Annotated in this window: 18 protein-coding genes and 1 pseudogene; 14 read left to right on the top strand and 5 right to left on the bottom strand. The window is 60.6% G+C overall.

Translation table 11 applies throughout. The features are described 5' to 3' along the window. The first annotated feature begins 45 nt into the window (after positions 1-45). The 9 genes from HYI44_RS11250 to HYI44_RS11210 all read left to right on the top strand — a co-directional run bounded on the left by HYI44_RS11250 (position 46) and on the right by HYI44_RS11210 (position 10,586). Complete coding sequence (locus tag HYI44_RS11250) at positions 46-777, top strand: response regulator (protein ID WP_045057899.1); 732 nt, start codon at positions 46-48, stop codon at positions 775-777. Beyond that, the gene (locus HYI44_RS11245; RefSeq protein ID WP_225569443.1) at positions 767-2,236 is read left to right on the top strand and encodes an ATP-binding protein; all 1,470 of its coding nucleotides are present in this window, start codon (positions 767-769) and stop codon (positions 2,234-2,236) included. The genes HYI44_RS11250 and HYI44_RS11245 overlap by 11 nt, the downstream gene beginning before the upstream one ends. Before the next feature lie 234 nt (positions 2,237-2,470). Then, positions 2,471-3,730, top strand: a complete 1,260-nt coding sequence (locus tag HYI44_RS11240) for an AGE family epimerase/isomerase (protein ID WP_225569442.1) — start codon at positions 2,471-2,473, stop codon at positions 3,728-3,730. Between the two features lie 116 nt (positions 3,731-3,846). Then, entirely contained in the window at positions 3,847-5,145 is a 1,299-nt protein-coding gene (locus tag HYI44_RS11235; RefSeq protein ID WP_122840171.1) for an ABC transporter substrate-binding protein, read from the top strand. A gap of 151 nt (positions 5,146-5,296) precedes the next feature. After that, the gene (locus tag HYI44_RS11230) at positions 5,297-6,205 is read left to right on the top strand and encodes a carbohydrate ABC transporter permease (protein ID WP_045059712.1); all 909 of its coding nucleotides are present in this window, start codon (positions 5,297-5,299) and stop codon (positions 6,203-6,205) included. Continuing rightward, positions 6,198-7,043, top strand: coding sequence for a carbohydrate ABC transporter permease (locus HYI44_RS11225; RefSeq protein WP_122840172.1), 846 nt, complete (start codon positions 6,198-6,200; stop codon positions 7,041-7,043). The genes HYI44_RS11230 and HYI44_RS11225 overlap by 8 nt, the downstream gene beginning before the upstream one ends. Before the next feature lie 3 nt (positions 7,044-7,046). Continuing rightward, positions 7,047-8,207, top strand: coding sequence for an ABC transporter ATP-binding protein (locus tag HYI44_RS11220; RefSeq protein ID WP_225569441.1), 1,161 nt, complete (start codon positions 7,047-7,049; stop codon positions 8,205-8,207). Between the two features lie 69 nt (positions 8,208-8,276). Next, the gene (locus tag HYI44_RS11215; protein WP_122840174.1) at positions 8,277-9,623 is read left to right on the top strand and encodes a carbohydrate porin; all 1,347 of its coding nucleotides are present in this window, start codon (positions 8,277-8,279) and stop codon (positions 9,621-9,623) included. Between the two features lie 114 nt (positions 9,624-9,737). Then, positions 9,738-10,586, top strand: a complete 849-nt coding sequence (locus tag HYI44_RS11210) for a D-hexose-6-phosphate mutarotase (RefSeq protein WP_122840175.1) — start codon at positions 9,738-9,740, stop codon at positions 10,584-10,586. A gap of 151 nt (positions 10,587-10,737) precedes the next feature. On the opposite strand, the gene HYI44_RS11205 is transcribed toward HYI44_RS11210, so the two are convergent. After that, positions 10,738-11,598: a MurR/RpiR family transcriptional regulator gene (locus tag HYI44_RS11205; RefSeq protein ID WP_175649041.1), complete on the bottom strand. Its 861-nt coding sequence runs from the start codon at positions 11,596-11,598 to the stop codon at positions 10,738-10,740. Between the two features lie 224 nt (positions 11,599-11,822). On the opposite strand from HYI44_RS11205, the gene zwf reads away from it, so the two are divergent. From zwf to HYI44_RS29580, 4 genes and pseudogenes are all read left to right on the top strand, one after another. Further along, positions 11,823-13,292 carry a glucose-6-phosphate dehydrogenase gene (gene zwf / locus HYI44_RS11200; protein WP_045060432.1) on the top strand — a complete coding sequence of 490 codons (1,470 nt, stop codon included), beginning with the start codon at positions 11,823-11,825 and terminating at the stop codon, positions 13,290-13,292. Continuing rightward, the gene (pgl, locus tag HYI44_RS11195; RefSeq protein ID WP_225569440.1) at positions 13,279-13,992 is read left to right on the top strand and encodes a 6-phosphogluconolactonase; all 714 of its coding nucleotides are present in this window, start codon (positions 13,279-13,281) and stop codon (positions 13,990-13,992) included. The genes zwf and pgl overlap by 14 nt, the downstream gene beginning before the upstream one ends. Before the next feature lie 17 nt (positions 13,993-14,009). Next, the gene (locus tag HYI44_RS11190) at positions 14,010-14,675 is read left to right on the top strand and encodes a bifunctional 4-hydroxy-2-oxoglutarate aldolase/2-dehydro-3-deoxy-phosphogluconate aldolase (protein WP_122840177.1); all 666 of its coding nucleotides are present in this window, start codon (positions 14,010-14,012) and stop codon (positions 14,673-14,675) included. 130 nt (positions 14,676-14,805) lie between these two features. Further along, positions 14,806-14,880: pseudogene (locus HYI44_RS29580) on the top strand (outer membrane lipoprotein carrier protein LolA); the annotation flags it as partial. 19 nt (positions 14,881-14,899) lie between these two features. Here the strand turns inward: HYI44_RS29580 and HYI44_RS11185 are convergent. Then, positions 14,900-16,081 (bottom strand): aminotransferase class V-fold PLP-dependent enzyme, encoded by a 1,182-nt coding sequence (locus HYI44_RS11185; protein WP_225569439.1) that lies wholly within the window; start codon positions 16,079-16,081, stop codon positions 14,900-14,902. 14 nt (positions 16,082-16,095) lie between these two features. Further along, positions 16,096-16,332, bottom strand: a complete 237-nt coding sequence (locus HYI44_RS11180) for a DUF3820 family protein (protein WP_045061551.1) — start codon at positions 16,330-16,332, stop codon at positions 16,096-16,098. A gap of 204 nt (positions 16,333-16,536) precedes the next feature. Between HYI44_RS11180 and HYI44_RS11175 the strand changes: the two genes are divergently transcribed. After that, positions 16,537-17,004: a PA2169 family four-helix-bundle protein gene (locus HYI44_RS11175; RefSeq protein ID WP_045061535.1), complete on the top strand. Its 468-nt coding sequence runs from the start codon at positions 16,537-16,539 to the stop codon at positions 17,002-17,004. Between the two features lie 100 nt (positions 17,005-17,104). On the opposite strand, the gene HYI44_RS11170 is transcribed toward HYI44_RS11175, so the two are convergent. Both HYI44_RS11170 and HYI44_RS11165 read right to left on the bottom strand, forming a co-directional pair. Then, the gene (locus HYI44_RS11170) at positions 17,105-17,575 is read right to left on the bottom strand and encodes a MaoC family dehydratase (protein ID WP_045061536.1); all 471 of its coding nucleotides are present in this window, start codon (positions 17,573-17,575) and stop codon (positions 17,105-17,107) included. Between the two features lie 41 nt (positions 17,576-17,616). Beyond that, entirely contained in the window at positions 17,617-18,561 is a 945-nt protein-coding gene (locus HYI44_RS11165) for an alpha/beta hydrolase (protein ID WP_225569438.1), read from the bottom strand. Positions 18,562-18,724 lie beyond the last annotated feature (163 nt).

Raw genomic sequence — 18,724 nt, 5'->3', positions numbered from 1 at the left:
ATCAGGCATAATCCGCCCCAACCCAAACAACAAGGACGCCGCCCCGTGAGCTCAGTCAACAAGTCGATTTTGTTGGTCGATGACGATCAGGAAATACGCGAGTTGCTGGATACCTACCTGACCCGCGCGGGTTTCCAGGTGCGTACCACACCGGACGGGGCCGGCTTCCGGCAGGCCATGAACGAGGCGCCGAGCGATCTGGTGATCCTCGACGTGATGCTGCCGGACGAAGACGGTTTCAGCCTGTGCCGCTGGATCCGCCAGCACCCGCGGCAGGCCCAGGTGCCCATCATCATGCTCACCGCCAGCTCCGATGAAGCCGACCGCGTCATCGGCCTGGAGCTCGGGGCCGACGACTACCTCGGCAAACCCTTCAGTCCCCGGGAACTGCAGGCGCGGATCAAGGCGCTGCTGCGGCGAGCACAATTTGCCCAGGAACGCTCCGGCGGTGAAGTGCTGGCCTTCGATGACTGGCGCCTCGACATGGTCAGCCATCGACTGTTCCACACGGACGGCGAGGAAGTCATTCTCTCCGGCGCCGATTTCGCCTTGCTCAAGTTGTTTCTCGATCATCCCCAGGAAATCCTCGACCGCGACACCATCGGCAACGCCACCCGTGGCCGCGACCTGATGCCCCTGGATCGTATCGTCGACATGGCGGTCAGCCGCCTGCGCCAACGCCTGCGCGACACGGAAAAACCGCCACGGCTGATCCGCACCGTGCGCGGCAGCGGCTATCAGCTGGCAGCCAATGTGGTTGCCAGCAATGGTCACTGAGTTCCTGCGCAAACTGGCGGCCAGGGTGCCGGTGCCGCGTTCGCTGCTGGGGCGGATGTTGCTGCTGACACTGTTGGCGGTGTTGTTTGCGCAGACATTGTCGAGCGTGATCTGGGTGTCGCAGCTGCGTGCTACCCAGCTTGAAGGCCTGGTCACCAGTGCCCGCAGCCTCGCCCACTCAATGACCGCCAGCGTCAGTTACTTTCGATCCCTGCCCGTCGCCTTCAGGCCGCTGGTCCTCGATCAGTTGCGCAGCATGGGCGGCACCCGTTTTGTCGTGACGCTCAACGACAAACCCCTGGGCATGGAAGTGCGGCCGATTACCCCGCGTAAAGCGGCGGTGCTCAAGGCGGTGGACGAAGTGTTGCGCCAGTCCCTGGGACAGGACGCGGACATCTCCGTGACCTTCGTCAGCCCCGAGGACCTGCGAATTTTCAACGGCGGCCTGAAACTCGACGAGTTGCCACGCTCCTGGGCGCATTACGCGCTGACCCTGGAACCGGTGAATCCACCGGTGCTGGTCACGCAGATCCAGATGGCGCCCGGCGAATGGTTGTACATCGCCTCGCTCCTGCCCGAGCCCTACACCAGCCTGGAAGAGCAGGGCCTGCCTGCGCAGCAAGTGTGGTTCATCGTGCTCACCAGCGGCTTTTTGCTGTTGTTCATCGGCTTGCTGGTGCACTGGCAAAGCCGGCCGCTCAAGCGCCTGGCGCGAGCCGCGCGAGACATGTCCCTGGGCGCCGAGGTAGAACCAGTGGCTGAAGGCGGTGGCAGTGAAGTGGTCGAAGTGGGCCGCGCTTTCAACGCCATGCGTGAACGCATCAGCCGCTACCTGACCGAGCGCAGCCAGTTGTTCAGCGCCATATCCCACGACCTGCGCACGCCGATTACCCGGTTGCGCCTGCGCGTGGAATTGCTCGAGGACGAACAGTTGCAAGCCAAGTTCGGCCGCGATCTGGATGAGCTGGAATTGCTGGTCAAAGGTGCGCTGCAATGCGTGAAAGACACCGACATCCACGAGAACATCGAGGCAGTGGACCTCAATCACGTGCTCGATTGCCTGGTGGAGCCGTACCTGGCGCCCAACGGCAACGGTCGCGTAACCCAGCAGGGCCGGGCACTGGCGGCCTACCCCGGCAAGCCGCTGGCACTGAAGCGGTGCATTGGCAACCTGATCGACAATGCCTTGAAGTACGGGCAGAACGCGCACCTGCATATCGATGACGATGAAAGCGCGTTCATCCTGCATGTCGATGATGAAGGCCCGGGTGTGCCGGAGCAGCGTTTGGAGCAGGTGTTCGAGCCGCACTTCCGGTTGGCCGGGCAGCAGCAGGGGTATGGGTTGGGGTTGGGCATTGCGCGCAACATCGCCCACAGTCATGGCGGCGAAGTCAGCCTGCAGAACCTGCGTGAAGGTGGTTTGCGGGTGACGTTACAGTTGCCGCGTAGTGTTGATTAGGTACACCGCGTAATCGTTCTTCGCGGGCGAGCCCGCTCCCACAGGATTACCTGCATTCTCAAATTGTGTGCATAACCCCGTGGGAGCGGGCTTGCCCGCGAAGGCGTCAGTCGATCCCACCTATACCCAGATCAAATGTCACAAAGTGGTGACATAACCCACCCCCTTCGTTACAAGCCCGCCACTCCCCGTTGTTTAGACTGCCCCCAGTCATAACAACAAAAAAGGCACACCATGCACACCTTCCAACCCGCCTTCAGCAGCTGGCTGAACGCCCACGCGCATCAGCAATGGCTGGCCGCCGAAGGCTTGCGTCTGCTGGCGTTCGCTAAAGCCTCCAGACTGCCTGAGGGCTTCGGCAACCTTGATGAAAAGGGCCGCCTGCCGGTTAATGCCCGCGCCGAAACCATGAACACCGCACGCATGACCCACAGCTTTGCCATGGCTCACATCCAGGGCCTGCCGGGCTTTGCCGAGCTGGTAGACCATGGCGTCAAGGCCCTCAGCGGCCCAATGCGCGATGCCGAGCATGGTGGCTGGTTCGCCGTTGCCGATCATCAGGACGCAAACACCGGCAAGGCCGCCTACCTGCACGCTTTCGTCGCTTTGGCTGCCAGCTCCGCTGTCGTCGCGCAACGGCCTGGCGCGCACGCCTTGCTCGCTGACGCGATCAACATCATCGACACGCGTTTCTGGAGTGAAGAGGAGGGCGCCATGCGCGAATCCTTCAATCGGGACTGGAGTGAAGAGGAGCGCTACCGCGGCGCCAACAGCAACATGCACGCCACCGAAGCCTTCCTCGCCCTGGCCGATGTCACCACGGACAAACGCTGGCTGTGCCGCGCCCAGCGCATTGTCGAGCGGGTGATCCATGGTCATGCCGCCGCCAACGACTACCTGGTGGTCGAACACTTTGACCGCGACTGGCAGCCCCTGCGCGAGTACAACCACGACAACCCGGCCGACGGTTTTCGCCCCTACGGCACCACGCCAGGCCACGGGTTCGAGTGGGCGCGGCTGTTGCTGCACCTCGAAGCGGCACGGGTCCAGGCCGGGATGCTCACGCCGGGCTGGCTGCTCACCGACGCGCAAAAACTCTTCGAGCACAACTGCCATCACGGCTGGGAGGTCGATGGCGCTCCTGGCCTTGTCTACACCCTCGACTGGGGCAATCGCCCGGTGGTGCGGCACCGTCTGCACTGGACCCATTGCGAGGCCAGCGCCGCCGCCAGCGCATTGCTCAAGCGCACCGGCGACAGCCAGTACGAAGCCTGGTACCGGCTGTTCTGGGAATTCTGTGACCGTCACTTCATCGATCGCGAAGCGGGCAGCTGGCATCACGAACTGGACCCGCAAAACGTTCCCAGTGCCGATATCTGGCCCGGCAAACCCGATCTGTATCACGCCTGGCAGGCCGTCCTCATTCCCGGCCTGCCCCTGGCTCCGAGCCTGGCCACCGCTCTGGGGTGGGTGTCCCAGGGCGTTCCTGTGTAACCATGTGGTGACATTCCAGCGTCCCTTCGTTACCTGCGAGGGGCTGACTCCTGTTTAAAATCCATGCAGCGCAAGCACCAGACTTGCATGCATAACAACAAGAAAGGTACTTCCAGATGAATGCGATTTCTCGCCTCGCTACGCTCATTTCTCTTGCCTCCCTGTCTGCGCTCCCTCTCAGTGCTCTTGCTGCCGATGCCAAAGGTTCGGTGGAAGTGGTTCACTGGTGGACGTCGGGTGGTGAAAAAGCAGCGGTCGATGTGCTCAAGGCTCAAGTTGAAAAAGACGGCTTCACCTGGAAAGACGGCGCCGTTGCCGGGGGTGGCGGATCCACGGCCATGACCGTGTTGAAAAGCCGCGCCGTCGCCGGGAACCCGCCTGGCGTTGCCCAGATCAAGGGCCCCGACATCCAGGAGTGGGGCAGCACCGGCTTGCTCAGCACCGACACCCTGACCGACGTCGCAAAGGCGGAAAACTGGGACGGCCTGCTGTCGAAGAAGGTCTCCGACACCGTCAAGTACGAAGGTGACTACGTTGCCGTGCCGGTGAACATCCACCGCGTCAACTGGCTGTGGATCAACCCGGAAGTCTTCAAGAAAGCCGGGATCGACAAGGCTCCCACCACCCTCGAAGAATTCTACGCCGCCGGCGACAAGCTCAAGGCCGCCGGCTTCATCGCCCTGGCCCACGGCGGTCAGCCTTGGCAGGACAGCACGGTATTCGAAGACGTGGTGCTCTCGACCATGGGCGCCGACGGCTACAAGAAAGCCCTGGTAGACCTGGACCAGAAAACCCTGTCTGGCGCTGAAATGACCAAGGCTTTTACCGAGCTGAAAAAGCTCACCGGCTACATGGACCAGAACCGCGCCGGTCGTGACTGGAACATCGCTGCCGCCGATGTCATCAACGGCAAGGCCGGCATGCAGATGATGGGCGACTGGGCGAAAAGCGAATGGACGGCGGCGAAGAAAGTCGCCGGCAAGGACTACCAGTGCGTGCCGTTCCCGGGCACCGAAAAAGCCTTCACCTACAACATCGATTCCCTGGCCGTGTTCAAGCTCAAGGCCGATCGCAAAGGCGACATCGCCGCTCAGCAAGACCTGGCCAAGGTCGCCCTGGGTACCGATTTCCAGAAAGTCTTCAGCATGAACAAAGGCTCGATCCCGGTGCGCACCGACATGCTCAACGACATGAGCGCCCTGGGCTTCGATTCCTGCGCCCAGACCGCAGCCAAGGACTTCCTGGCTGACGAGAAGTCCGGCGGCCTGCAACCGAGCATGGCGCACAACATGGCCACCTCCCTGGCCGTGCAGGGCGCGATCTTCGACGTGGTCACCAACTTCATGAACGACAAGGACGCTGATCCGGCCAAGGCCAGCGCCCAACTGGCATCGGCTGTCAAAGCGGCCCAGTAATCCCCGACAGCGAGTGAGCCCCTGGTAGGAGTGCCGCAGGCTGCGATCTTTTGATCTTGATTGTAAAAAACAAAATCAAAAGATCGTAGCCTGCGGCAGCTCCTACGAGGGATCACACTCCGATCCTTAAATCTAAACCTGGATTATCCCGATGAGCTCTGTGGCGGTTTTCAGCAAAGCCTCACCGTTCGATGCGCTGCAACGCTGGTTACCCAAGTTGGTACTCGCGCCGAGCATGCTCATCGTGTTGGTTGGTTTCTACGGTTACATCATCTGGACATTCGTCCTGTCCTTCACCAACTCCAGCTTCATGCCGAGCTACAAATGGGTCGGCCTGCAGCAATACACCCGGTTGCTGGACAACGACCGCTGGTGGGTCGCGAGCAAGAACCTCGCCCTGTTTGGCGGCATGTTCATCGGCATCAGCCTGGTGCTGGGGGTGTTCCTGGCGGTGCTGCTGGACCAGCGCATTCGCAAGGAAGGCTTCATTCGCACCGTCTACCTGTACCCGATGGCGCTGTCGATGATCGTCACCGGTACCGCCTGGAAATGGCTGCTCAATCCGGGCCTGGGCCTGGACAAGATGCTGCGTGACTGGGGCTGGGAAGGCTTTCGGCTCGACTGGCTGGTGGATCAGGATCGCGTCGTCTATTGCCTGGTGATCGCTGCCGTATGGCAAGCCTCCGGGTTTGTCATGGCGATGTTCCTGGCCGGCTTGCGCGGTGTCGATCAATCGATCATCCGTGCCGCGCAAGTCGACGGTGCGAGCTTGCCGACCATCTACCTGAAGATCGTGTTGCCGAGCCTGCGCCCGGTATTTTTCAGCGCCTTCATGATCCTCGCGCACATCGCGATCAAGAGCTTCGACCTGGTGGCTGCAATGACCGCAGGCGGCCCGGGCTACTCGTCCGACCTGCCAGCGATGTTCATGTATTCCTTCACCTTCAGCCGTGGCCAGATGGGCATTGGTTCGGCCAGCGCCATGATGATGCTCGGCGCGATCCTGGCGATCCTGGTGCCTTACCTGTACTCGGAACTGCGAGGCAAACGCCATGAGTAATCAACTGGGCAAACCGGCGCTCAGCTTCAGCCGTATCGCCATTTACGCCACGCTGTTGCTGGCCGCCGCGGTCTACCTGATCCCGCTGGTGGTGATGCTGCTGACCAGTTTCAAATCCCCGGAAGACATTCGCACCGGCAACCTGCTGAGCTGGCCCACCGTGATTGACGGCATCGGCTGGATCAAGGCCTGGGACACCGTGGGCGGCTACTTCTGGAACTCGGTGAAGATCACCGTGCCGGCGGTACTGATCTCTACGTTTATCGGGGCCATGAACGGCTACGTCCTGTCGATGTGGCGCTTCCGTGGCTCGCAACTGTTCTTCGGCCTGTTGCTGTTCGGCTGCTTCCTGCCGTTCCAGACCGTGCTGCTGCCAGCCTCGTTCACCCTCGGCAAATTCGGCCTGGCCAACACCACCACCGGCCTGGTGCTGGTGCACGTGGTTTACGGCCTGGCGTTCACCACGCTGTTCTTTCGCAACTACTACGTGAGCATTCCGGATGCGCTGGTCAAGGCGGCACGCCTGGATGGCGCGGGCTTCTTCACGATCTTCTGGAAGATCCTGCTGCCGATGTCGATCCCGATCGTCATGGTCTGCCTGATCTGGCAGTTCACGCAGATCTGGAATGATTTCCTGTTCGGCGTGGTGTTCGCCAGCGGCGACGCACAACCGATCACCGTGGCCCTGAACAACCTGGTCAACACCAGCACCGGGGCCAAGGAATACAACGTTGATATGGCCGCCGCGATGATCGCCGGGTTGCCGACACTGCTGGTCTACATATTCGCTGGCAAGTATTTCCTGCGTGGGCTGACGTCCGGCGCGGTCAAGGGGTAGAACATGGCAACTCTCGAATTACGCAACGTCAACAAGACTTACGGTGCCGGCTTGCCGGATACCCTGAAGAACATCGAACTGAAGATCAATGACGGTGAGTTCCTGATTCTGGTCGGTCCATCCGGCTGCGGTAAATCCACGCTGATGAACTGCATCGCCGGCCTGGAAAACATCAGCGGCGGGGCGATCCTGGTGGACGACGCCGACATCAGCGGCATGAGCCCCAAGGATCGCGACATCGCCATGGTGTTCCAGTCCTACGCGCTGTACCCGACCATGAGCGTGCGCGACAACATCGCTTTCGGCTTGAAGATTCGCAAAATGCCGGCGGCCGAAATCGACGCAGAAGTTGCGCGCGTCGCCAAGCTGCTGCAGATCGAACACCTGCTCAGCCGCAAACCGGGCCAACTCTCTGGCGGCCAGCAACAGCGTGTGGCCATGGGCCGGGCACTGGCGCGGCGGCCGAAGATTTACCTGTTCGATGAGCCGCTGTCCAACCTCGACGCCAAGCTGCGGGTCGAGATGCGCACCGAAATGAAACTGATGCACCAGCGTCTGAAAACCACCACGGTGTACGTGACCCACGACCAGATCGAAGCGATGACCCTGGGCGACAAAGTGGCGGTGATGAAAGACGGGATCATCCAGCAGTTCGGTACGCCGAAAGACATCTACAACAACCCGGCCAACCTGTTCGTGGCGAGCTTCATCGGTTCGCCGCCCATGAACTTCATTCCCCTGCGTTTGCAGCGCAAGGACGGTCGCCTGTTGGCATTGCTCGACAGCGGCCAGGCCCGTTGCGAGTTGCCATTGGGCATGCAGGACGCCGGTCTGGAAGATCGTGAAGTGATTCTGGGCTTGCGTCCGGAGCAGATCGTGCTGGCGGGCAACGAGCCGAACGGGCTGCCGACCATTCGCGCGGAGGTCCAGGTGACCGAACCGACCGGCCCCGACACCCTGGTGTTCGTCAACCTCAACGACACCAAGGTGTGCTGCCGCCTGGCGCCGGACGTCGCGCCGAATGTCGGCGAGACCCTGACCCTGCAATTTGATCCGTCGAAGGTTTTGTTATTCGACGCCAAGACCGGCGAGCGCCTGGGCGTCGCCGGCCAACCAAAAGCCGAAGCCCACAGCGCCAACGTCGCCCAGTTCAAGGGTCGCTGATGCAGGAACGAGGATGTGTAAACCGCGTTAGATAAAAACAGTTAATAACAATAAAACGAGGATGTAGGGATGAAGAAGAAGAACAACGCTCAGCTGATCTGCCAATTGTCAGCGATTGCGGCGATGAGCCTGGCTGGCACCGTGCACGCCGCTGAAGCGTTCAGCCCCGAGTCGAAGTGGATGACGGGCGACTGGGGTGGTGAGCGGACCAAGCTGATCGAGGCGGGCTACGATTTCACGCTGGAGTACGTGGGCGAAGTCGGCTCCAACCTCAAGGGCGGTTACAACGATGACACCACGGCGCGCTACAGCGACCAGTTTGCCCTGGGGGCGCAACTGGACCTGGAAAAGATCTTCGGCTGGAAAGACGCCGAGTTCAAACTGGCGATCACCGAGCGTAGCGGCAAGAACATCTCCAACGATCGCATCGGCGATCCACGGGCTGGCACCTTCAGTTCTTCCCAGGAAGTCTGGGGCCGGGGTCAGACCTGGCGCCTGACGCAATTGTGGGTCAAGCAGAAGTATTTCGATGGCGCCCTGGACGTCAAGGCTGGTTACTTCGGCGAAGGCGAAGACTTCAACAGCTTCCCGTGCGACTTCCAGAACCTGGCGTTCTGCGGCTCGCAAGTGGGTAACTGGGTGGGCGGCATCTGGTACAACTGGCCGGTCAGCCAGGCGGCGATCCGGGTGAAGTACAACATCAACGACGAGCTCTACGCGCAGATCGGCGCGTACAACCAGAACCCGTCGCAACTGGAAACCGGCAACGGCTTCAAGCTCAGCGGCAGCGGCACCAAGGGCACCATCATTCCAGTCGAGTTGGTGTGGTCGCCAAACGTCAACAGCCTGCCGGGCGAGTACCGCGTCGGTTACTACAAAAGCACCGCCAAGGCCGACGACGTTCGTGAAGACGCCAACGGCAACGACGCGGCCGTCAGCGGTGATGCGTACCGCAGCCACAGCAGCAAGTCCGGCTACTGGTTCGTGGCCCAGCAACAGCTCACCGACCACAATGGCGACAAGAGCCGTGGCCTGAGCATCGCGGCCAACGCCACCTTCCATGACAAGGACACCAACGTCGTGGACAACTATCAGAACCTGATGCTGGTCTACAAAGGCCCGTTCAACGCGCGCCCCAAAGATGATGTGGGCATCGGCATCGCCCGTATCCACGTCAACGAAGACGCGCAGAAAAACCGCAAGCTGATCAACGGCGTCAATGGCATCGACGACTACGACAACCCGGCCTTCCTGCCTATCCAGGACACTGAGTACAACGCTGAAATCAACTACGGTTTCCACGTTACCAACTGGCTGACCGTGCGTCCCAACCTGCAGTACGTGAAGCACCCCGGTGGTGTGGATCAGGTGGACGACGCGATTGTGGCCGGCCTGAAAATTCAGTCGGTGTTCTAACGCTGTTGCGATAAGCTTCTCTCCATGTGCGCATTTTTGCGGACGGCCAAGGCTGTCCGCTTTTTTTTGGGGCGAGCACTTCCCGGTAACAGATGATTTTCAGGACTGCGGCACATGCATGAGCATCCGCTACAACGCTTCTTCAAATCCTTGCGCGAGCGTCCTGTGTTCGCGTGGGAGCGCTATCAGCTGCGCGACGTGCTGGTGATCGATCATCCGCTCTGCCAGGCGGTGTTCAGCCGCCAGGGTGCGCAGTTGCTGCACTTCCAGCCCAAAGGCCAGAAACCCTGGCTGTGGTGCGCGGCGAAGTGGCCGCATGTCGGCGCGATTCGAGGCGGGGTGCCGGTGTGCTGGCCGTGGTATGGCCGCCATCCGAGCGAAAACGCCTGGCCGTCCCATGGCTGGGCGCGTCTGCTCGACTGGAAGTTACTCGACAGCAGCACGGACGACGACGGCGTGCGCCTGCACTGGCAGCTGCAGCTGTGCGACTGGCAAGTGGACCTGCATGCGCACCTTGGCGAGCGCCTGGACCTGCGCCTGGCGACTGAGCACCAGGACAGCCTGCCGTGTCAGTTGAGTCAGGCTTTGCATGCCTACTGGCGTATTGGCGACGTGGGTGAGGTAGCGCTGTCTGGGCTCGATGGGGTGCAAGGTTACGACCAGTTGAACCGCCAGGCATGCCAGCAGGAAGGCGAACTGCGGGTGGATGGTGGCTGCCAGCGCGTGTTCCAGCACGAGGGCGAATTACAGCTCAAGGACCCTGTCTGGCAGCGGCAGTTGTGCATCGATACCGGGGATGACGCAAACACCGTGGTCTGGCACCCGGGGACGCGGCCGTTGCTGGGAGTGAGCTGGAACGAAATGTCTGAATTCGTCTGTGTCGAGGCGGCGAGTGGCGGTGGGCGGGGACTGGCGCCGGGAGAGCAGGCGAATTTGAGTTTGCAGGCGCGGGTGGGTGCTTAGCTCGGAATGGGTGGTGTTGCGGCTGGCCTCATCGCGGGCAAGCCCGCTCCCACAGGGATCTGCGAAGCACACGAATCCATGCTCACTGAAGATCTCTGTGGGAGCGGGCTTGCCCGCGATGAGGCCCGACCAGGCAACACCGATGTTGGGCTTAGTTAAACTCATCCCCCACCGGATACCGGCTCGCATTCAGGCTCTCTTTGATCTTGCGCAAATGCGGTTGGAAGTCCACCCCCCGGCGCAGGGTCATGCCGGTGGCCAACACATCGAGCACGGTCAGCTGAATGATCCGCGAGGTCATCGGCATGTAGATGTCGGTGTCTTCCGGCAGTGGAATATTCAGGCTCAGGGTGCTGGCCTTGGCCAGGGGCGAGCCTTCAGCGGTCAAGCCCAGCACCGAGGCGCCGTTTTCCCGGGCAATGCGCGCCACTTCCACCAGCTCGCGGGTGCGGCCGGTGTAGGAAATGATCACGAACAGTTCGCCAGTATGTGCCACCGACGCAATCATGCGCTGCATCAGTACGTCGGCATGGGCGGTGACGGCCAGGTTGAAACGAAAGAACTTGTGCTGCGCGTCCAGCGCGACCGGGGCTGAAGCGCCGAGGCCGAAGAAGTGGATTTGCCGGGCCTGGATCAACAGGTCGACAGCGCGGCTGATCAGGTTCGGGTCCAGGGCCTGCAGGGCGCTGTCCAGGGAGGCGATGGCGCTGCCGAAAATCTTCTTGGTATAGGCTTCCGGATTATCGTCCGCCTCCACCGCACGGCTGACATACGCGGCCCCGCTGGCCAGGCTCTGGGCCAGTTGCAGCTTGAGTTCCGGGTAGCCGCTGACACCGAACGAACGGCAGAAACGGTTGACCGTCGGCTCACTGACCTTCGAGGCCTGGGCGAGGGCGGCGATGCTGAAGCGGGTGGCCTGCTGTGGGTTGAGCAGGATCACCTCGGCGACTTTGCGTTCGGCCTTGTTCAGGTCTTCAAGGCGATTCTGGATCTGTTCCAGTAAATTTCGCACGCGGTCCATATATGTTCCTTGATTCACCTGTAAAAAGCCGCTCGGCTATGCGAATTGAGCCTTTGGTGAGGCCCGTGACGGTGGCCTATCCTACTGATGGCTCCGACTGACCACCACTCGCAATCCATATTTTGCGAAAATGTTGTGGTTATTACTACATTTTCTCTTGAGCGATGCCTTGAAAAAAGGTATTTGTAGCTTAACTTGATAAAAGAACCAACATCATGCCTTCGATTACGGTTGAACCGTGCACCTTTGCCTTGTTCGGCGCCCTTGGCGACCTGGCCCTGCGCAAGCTGTTTCCAGCTCTCTACCAGCTTGACGGCGCCGGCCTGCTGCACGAGGACACGCGCATCATCGCGCTGGCCCGTGAGCCGGGCAGCCAACAGGAGCACCTGGCGTTTATCGCCACGGAGCTGCGCCGCTACGTCGGCGCCAAGGAGCTGGACGAAGCCGTGGTCGAGCGTTTCCTCGCCCGCTTGAGTTACCTGCATGTCGATTTCCTCAAGGCCGATGATTACGTCGCCCTGGCGGAGCAAGCCGGTAGCGCCCAGCGAGTCATCGCCTATTTCGCTACCCCGGCCGCCGTGTACGGCGCCATCTGCGAAAACCTGGCGAAAGTCGGCCTGGCTGAAAATACCCGCGTGGTGCTGGAAAAACCGATCGGCTCGGACCTGGAATCCTCGCGCACGGTCAACGACGCGGTGGCCGAGTTTTTCCCGGAGAACCGCACCTATCGCATCGACCACTACCTGGGCAAGGAAACCGTCCAGAACCTGATCGCCCTGCGATTTGCCAACAGCCTGTTCGAAACCCAGTGGAACCAGAACTACATCTCCCACGTGGAAATTACCGTGGCCGAGAAAGTCGGGATCGAAGGCCGCTGGGGCTACTTCGACAAGGCCGGCCAGCTGCGCGACATGATCCAGAATCACCTGCTGCAGCTGCTCTGCCTGATCGCCATGGACCCGCCAGCCGATCTGTCCGCCGACAGTATTCGCGACGAGAAGGTCAAGGTGCTCAAGGCGCTGGCGCCGATCAGCCCGGAAGGCCTGACCACCCAAGTGGTGCGCGGCCAGTACATCGCCGGCTACAGCGAAGGCAAGCCGGTGCCTGGCTATCTGGAAGAGCCGAATTCGAATACCCAGAGCGACACCGAAACCTTTGTCGCCCTGCGCGCCGACATTCGCAACTGGCGCTGGGCCGGAGTGCCGTTTTACCTGCGTACCGGCAAGCGCATGCCGCAGAAGCTGTCGCAGATCGTCATCCATTTCAAGGAACCGTCGCACTACATCTTCGCGCCGGAGCAGCGCTTGCAGATCAGCAACAAGCTGATTATCCGCCTGCAACCGGACGAAGGCATTTCCTTGCGCGTGATGACCAAGGAGCAAGGCCTGGACAAGGGCATGCAGCTGCGCAGCGGTCCGTTGCAGCTGAATTTTTCCGATACCTGGCGTAGCGCACGGATTCCCGATGCCTACGAACGGTTGTTGCTGGAAGTAATGCGCGGCAATCAGAACCTGTTTGTCCGTAAAGATGAAATCGAAGCCGCGTGGAAGTGGTGTGACCAGTTGATCGCCGGGTGGAAAAAATCCGGTGATGCGCCCAAGCCGTACGCGGCCGGGTCCTGGGGCCCCATGAGCTCCATTGCACTGATCACGCGGGACGGGAGGTCGTGGTATGGCGATATCTGATTTGAAACTGCCTCAGGGCGTCAGCGCCCATGAGTACAAGAGCCCGGTGCTGTTGGCCGATGCCTTGGCACTGAATGTGGCCAAGCAGCTGAGTGACGCTATTGATGCTCGCGGCACCGCGACGCTGGTGGTGTCCGGTGGCCGTAGCCCGGTGGCATTTTTCCAGAACCTGGCCAGGCAAAAGCTCGACTGGTCCAAGGTGGTTGTCACCCTGGCCGACGAGCGCTGGGTGCCGGTCGAGCATGCCGACAGCAATGCCGGGCTGCTCAAGCGCTACCTGCTGCAAGGCCCGGCGGCCAAGGCGCAATTCCTGAGCCTGTACAGCGCCACGGCGAACCTGGAGCTGGCCGCCGAGCAAGCCGATCGCCTGTTGGCAGAGTTGCCGCCGATCGACGTGCTGATACTCGGCATGGGCGATGACGGTCATACCGCGTCGCTGTTCCCCAACAGCCCGAACCTGGCTGAAGCATTGGCAGCCGATGGCACCCGACGCTGCTATCCGATGCTGGCACCGACCGTGCCGCATCAGCGCCTGACCATGAGTCGTGCGCTGCTGGCTTCGGCCGAGACCACTGTTCTATCGATTTGCGGTCAGTCCAAGCTGACCACCCTGAGTGCCGCATTGGCCGGTGACGATGTCGGCGCCATGCCGATTCGCGCGTTTCTGCAACCTACGTTAGAGATTTACTGGTGCCCATGAGCCAAGGATCAGCCGCTATGAAAAACACTCCCCCGACCGTTTCCATGGCGGACAAAGTTGCCCTGATCGACAGCCTCTGCGCCAAGGCGCGGATTCTGCCGGTCATCACCATCGCTCGCGAGCAGGACGTCCTGCCCCTGGCCGATGCCCTTGCCGCCGGTGGCCTGACTGCACTGGAAGTGACCTTGCGTTCGCAGTTCGGCCTCAAGGCCATCCAGATTCTGCGCGAGCAGCGCCCGGAACTGATGACCGGTGCCGGTACCGTGCTGGATCGCAGCATGCTGGCCGCGGCCGAGGCGGCGGGTTCGCAATTCATCGTCACGCCAGGCATCACTCGTGACCTGCTGGAAGCCAGTGTCGACAGCCCGATTCCACTGTTGCCGGGGATCAGCAATGCTTCCGGGATCATGGAGGGTTATGGCCTGGGCTATCGCCGTTTCAAGCTGTTCCCGGCGGAAGTCAGCGGTGGCGTCGCGGCGATCAAAGCCTTGGGCGGTCCGTTCGGCGAAGTTAAGTTCTGCCCGACTGGCGGCGTAAGCCCGGCCAACATCAAAAGCTACATGGCGCTGAAAAACGTGATGTGCGTGGGCGGCAGCTGGATGCTTGATCCGCAGTGGATCAGGAACGGCGACTGGGCCCGCATCCAGGAATGCACTGCCGAGGCGTTGGCGCTGCTGGACTGATTGGTTTTACCTGACACGTCGTTGTGTGTTCTACGGCTTTAACGGTGCGCTTGGTCGGTGCACCGTTTTTTTTGTCTGAAGAAAGCCCCACCGTGTACGCCATAACCCTGTAGGAGCGAGCTTGCTCGCGATGGTCGTTAACGATAACGCTGGAAACCTGACACCCCTGGGCGGTCTCAGGTTTTTCGCGAGCAAGCTCGCTCCTGCAGGCGGGCGGTGTTGAATTAGCGCAACTGGTCCAGCGCCTTGATCAGCGCCGCGATATCCGCCGCTGTGGTCGTCAGCCCCGGTGTAATGCGGATACAGGGTCCACTCGCCGCGCCGCTGCGTACAACGGTAAACAGGTTGAACTCGTTCAACAGCCGGTCGACCATCACCTGTTGATCCGCATGCCGGGTAAACCGCATCGAAGTTATCCCGCAATACAACCGTGGGTCGTCCGGGGTCATCACCTCGATACCCGGCCAATCCCGCACCACCCGGACCCACTCATTGCGCAGATAATTAAGCCGCGCGCCTTTGGCTGCGGAGCCGCCCATGGCCAGGTGTTCCTCGAACACCAGCGGCAGCGTCAGCAGCGCCGGGATATTGGGGGTGCTGTAGGGCGTGCGGGCGCGAATGTCGTTGAGCGGGAAATGCATCTCGCCCATGTCCGGGTCAATATCGGCCAGGCGTTCCGGGGCGATGTACATGAAACCCAGAGTCAGCGGCGCCCCTATCCACTTGTGCAGGTTGTAACCGGCGAAGGCAATGCCCAGCTCTTCGAGTTTGAACTTCATCTGCCCCAGCGCATGGGCGCCGTCGAGGATCACATCGATGCCGTGTTCCCGCGCAGCCGCCGCAATGGCCTGCACTGGCATGACCAGCCCGGTGCGATGGGTGACGTGGGTCAGTGCCATCAGCTTGAGCCGTGGGTAACGCTCGAAAGCCTCACGGTAACTGGCCAGCAGCGAGTCGAAAGAGGCCGGGTGCTGGTGATCAATCTCTATCACCTCCACACCGCGATAACGCGCCAGCCAGCGCATGGCTCCTTTTACCGTGTCGTATTCGAGGTCGCAGATCAGCACCTGATCGCCCGGCTGCAGGCGGTTGTAATTGCGGATCAGCGATTGCAGGGCGTCGCTGGCGTTACGGGTCAGGGCAACGGCTTGGGCCCGCACACCCATCAGCTCCGCCAGCTGCGCGCGAATCTCCAGGCTTTCGATCTGTTCGAAGCGCTGGCGCACATGAACCGAGTTGCTGCGGTTGATCAGCTCGATGTTGCGCTGGTATTCCTCGACCACCGTGCGCGACATTCGGCCGAAATAACCGTTTTCAAGATTGATCGGGCCAGGTTCCTTCGAGTAACGATCGGCAAACGTCAGCCAGAACAGCTCATCACGGGCGCGGCGGGTGTTATCGGGCATGGCTTACTCAGTCTTCAATGACGCGGGGCAGGTTTGCCGTGTTTGGCGCGCAGCGGTTCAAGCAGCTCCGACAGGCCGTTGTGGTCGATCTCCTGCATCAGGGCCAGCAGCCCGCCCAGTTCGCCGTGGGGGAAACCTTCCCGGGCAAACCAGTTGAGGTACTGGCCGGGGAGGTCGGCAATGATGCGTCCTTTGTATTTTCCAAAGGGCATTTGGCGAGTAATCAGCAGTTCGAGCTTTTGCGGGTTCATCAATGGGTCGTCTTGATTCAGTCACATTTGAAAATACAGGCATTCTGCATGCAGGCCAAATGACAGATCATGCAAAAGAAGCGGATACAGATTTCGCGATAAAACATAAGCCATTGAAATTCAAGCAATTTGTTTTCAGTGAAAAGCTGGCATGCAGGGTGCAATAGCTATTGCATCTTTCATCAACCCGCAAGGAATTGAAAAATGACCGACATGAATAAAGAAGCCATCTCTGTACTCAACGACCTGATCGAAGTCAGCAAAGACGGTCAGGAAGGGTTCAAGACCTGCGCTGAAGACATCAAGCACCCTGAACTGAAAACCCTGTTCGTGACCCGTTCCGCTGATTGCGCAACCGCCGCCGCAGAACTGCAGGCAGCCGTGCGCTCCATGGGTGGCGATCCGGAAACTTCCACCAGCGTCAGCGGCGATCTGCACCGACGTTGGGTTGATGTGAAGGCCATGTTCACCGGCAAGGATGAAGAAGCCGTGTTGAACGAAGCCGAGCGCGGTGAAGACCATGCGCTGAAGGCTTACAAAGAAGCCATCGAAAAAATCAACAAGCACAATCTGGTGGGCATTCGTGACCTGGTTGAGCGTCAGTACCACGGCGTACAGCGCAACCACGACCAGGTGAAAGCCCTGCGTAACCAGGCTCGCGCTCGCTCGTAAGCGTTCGTGGCAGCCAAAAAAAACGCCGGTTGATCCGGCGTTTTTTTGCGTCTGAAAATCGTCTGCAGGCTCGGGCGGCTGGTGGACGATCTTTTGCCCTTCAACCGATGCTGATCGCCGGCAATGTCGTCAACGTCACGGTCTGCTGCTTGCGCGGTGCCAGAATCTCCGCTTCGCCATCCACCACCAGCTCATCCCGCTGATTGAATACGCGTGTAGCAATGCGCACACGAAACTTCGGCAGTTTTTCGAGGATTTCAAGGCGCACGGTCAAAGTATCGCCAATCTTTACCGGCTTCTGGAAGCTCATCTGCTGGCCGATATAGATAGTCCCCGGCCCGGGCAGTTCGCAGGCCACGGCTGCGCTGATCAAGGCGCCGCTGAACATGCCATGGGCGATACGCTCCTTGAACATGGTGCCTGCAGCATATTCGGCGTCCAGGTGCACCGGGTTGTGATCGCCGGACATCGCAGCGAACAACTGGATGTCGCGCTCTTCGACCGTTTTGCTGTAGCTGGCGGTCTGGCCGACTTCGAGGGCTTCATAAGGGGTGTTGGTAACCTGGGTCATCTGTTTCAATTCCTGTCACGAATAAATAAATCGCAAAAAAACTATTCCGACCGGGTGGGTCGGCGGTGGCTCAGTGCCTGCTCGATCCAGTCCAACAGATCGTCGATAACCTGATCGCGGTTGATCTCGTTGAAGAGTTCATGCCGGGCCTGGGGGTAAATAATCAGATGCAGATTCTGGCTGCCGGCCTTGCGCAGGGCATTGGCCAGACCTTTGAGACGCTTGCCTTCACTCACCGGATCACATTCGCCGCCTATCACCAGCAGCGGCAGGCCCGGATCGATCTGCGCGAGATTGGACGCTTTGCTGATTTGCTGCAAGCCGCCCAGCAAATCGACCCACAGCTGATTGGTGCAGCGCATGCCGCAAAGCGGGTCGTTGATGTACTTGTCGACTTCGGCCGGGTCGCGGCTCAGCCAGTCAAAAGGCGTGCGTACCGGCTTGAAATGCTTGTTGAACGAGCCGAACGACAACCACTCGATCAGCGCACTGCGGCCCTTGGGGCCTTGGCGCAGCCGTTCGGCGCGGGCGATCTGCCGGGCTGCGCGATAAAGCGCCACGGGCTGGAAGTTCGAGCCGCTCAGCACGGCGCCGTGCAGGCTGGCGCTGTGGTGCAGCAGATAGGCCTGGGCGATGTAGCTGCCCATGCTATGGCCGATCAGCAGGATCGGCACCCCGGGATGCTGCTGACCGACGTGCTGATTGAGGCTCGCCAGGTCGCCGACGACCTTGCACCAGCCATCATCGTCGGCGAAATGCCCCAGGGTTCCATTTTCGGCGGTTTTGCCATGTCCCCGCAGGTCGGGGGCATAGACACCGTAGCCCTGGTCGCAGAGTTTTTGCGCCAGGCCCTGGTAGCGGGCGCTGTGCTCCGCCATGCCGTGGGCCAGCAGCACGATGGCTTTCAGGGGAGCTGTGGGTAGCCACTGATTGACGAACAGGCGACTGCGGTCACTCGCGGTCAGCCAGAAAGTGTCGTGGATCATGGCGATTCCTTTGCGCTGGGTCGATGCATTGTATAGCGCATTCCGGGTGCGGCCGTGCGAACTGCCTTACACCACGGCAGGAAGATTCACACGATCAATGACGGTACCGGTCATGTTTGCCTGATTCGCCATAACTGCTAGTGTCCGTGAAGCTCCGCTTTTC

Origin of the sequence: Pseudomonas sp. Y24-6, from assembly GCF_020295325.1 — a bacterium.
Taxonomy (GTDB): Bacteria; Pseudomonadota; Gammaproteobacteria; order Pseudomonadales; family Pseudomonadaceae; genus Aquipseudomonas; species Aquipseudomonas gregormendelii.
The sequence above is the reverse complement of the archived record's forward strand: the minus strand, read 5'-3'. Positions and strand labels throughout refer to the sequence as shown.